The sequence below is a fragment of the Erwinia sp. MYb416 genome (assembly GCF_037479575.1).
Classification (GTDB): Bacteria; Pseudomonadota; Gammaproteobacteria; order Enterobacterales; family Enterobacteriaceae; genus Erwinia; species Erwinia rhapontici.
On the sequence record NZ_JBBGYT010000363.1, the window covers coordinates 1 to 1075 of the forward strand.

A 1075-nucleotide genomic window follows, 5' to 3' on the forward strand; every position below is an offset into this window, starting at 1 on the left:
CGTTGAAGTTATCGCTATTCGCGAAGCAACGGAAGAAGAACTGGCCCATGGCCACGTTCACGGCGAAGACGGCCATCACCATGACCATGACCATGATCACGACCATGGTCAGGGCGGTTGTGGGACTGGCGGTTGCGGCTGCAGCCACTAATATTCCGTCGTCTTTCGTGCTGTAGCTGCGTTGGCTATCGCACGACATACTGAGGAATATCAGCGATAAAAGGTCACCTTCGGGTGGCCTTTTTGCTTTGTCTGAGAGAATTGGGGCGGACATGCCCACCTCCTACGAAGCACCCATGCCGAGCCTTGCGAAGAATCAACGTAGGGTCGAGGCATGCCTCGACCGGGTGTCAATAGTGAGGTGGAGGAGTCTCTTCAGACGGATCCGCAAGCATCGATGGCGCGGCGGCTTTGAGCTTGTCGGTCAGTAGACGCATCAGTTCACGCAGTCGGGCCATTTCCAGCTCGTGTTGCACCACCGTCAGGTTAAGTTCCTCAATGGTGTGCTCCTGGAACGCCAGCTTACTCTCCATTATCTCCAGCCGTTGCTCCAGCAGTGATTGTTGCATTCTGTTTCCTCTTGTTACTACCGGCCCGTCTTCCGGGCTCGCGAATTGTCCGATTCTAACGGTAAAATGCAGGCAGAAGTAAGAGTATTGGCTTAAATTGGCCACCAGAGGTTGAAAAGGCGCGAACGAATCACCATTCCTTGTGTTGAAACTTTCGGATAATCACGCGGTCGGAAGTTAACTTCGAGTTTTTATGGCGAGATTGTTTTGTGATCCCGCCCCCGGTTATATTACAGACCGCAGGTCTGCAAACGATTTCCGAGGTGAGATGCTTCGGTTTTGGAGAAATGGATGAAATCACTGTTTAAAGTCACAATGTTAGCTACCACTATGGCTGTTGCACTGAATGCTCCACTGGTTATGGCTGCTGATGCTGTTCCGGTTAAGCCGACTGCACAGCAGCAGGCGCCAAAAAATGCCGCATTCAAAAATGACGACCAGCAGTCAGCTTATGCACTGGGCGCGTCTTTGGGTCGCTACATGGAGAACTCCCTGAAGGAGCAGGA

Annotated in this window: 1 protein-coding gene and 2 pseudogenes; 2 read left to right on the top strand and 1 reads right to left on the bottom strand. The window is 52.4% G+C overall.

The window, feature by feature from the left end:
* A pseudogene (locus WH277_RS05300) lies at positions 1–151 on the top strand (peptidylprolyl isomerase); the annotation flags it as partial.
* Positions 152–350: 199 nt separating this feature from the next.
* On the opposite strand, the gene WH277_RS05305 reads toward WH277_RS05300, so the two are convergent.
* Entirely contained in the window at positions 351–569 is a 219-nt protein-coding gene (locus WH277_RS05305) for a SlyX family protein (protein ID WP_133846695.1), read from the bottom strand.
* 291 nt (positions 570–860) lie between these two features.
* On the opposite strand from WH277_RS05305, the pseudogene WH277_RS05310 reads away from it, so the two are divergent.
* Positions 861–1075: pseudogene (locus WH277_RS05310) on the top strand (FKBP-type peptidyl-prolyl cis-trans isomerase); the annotation flags it as partial.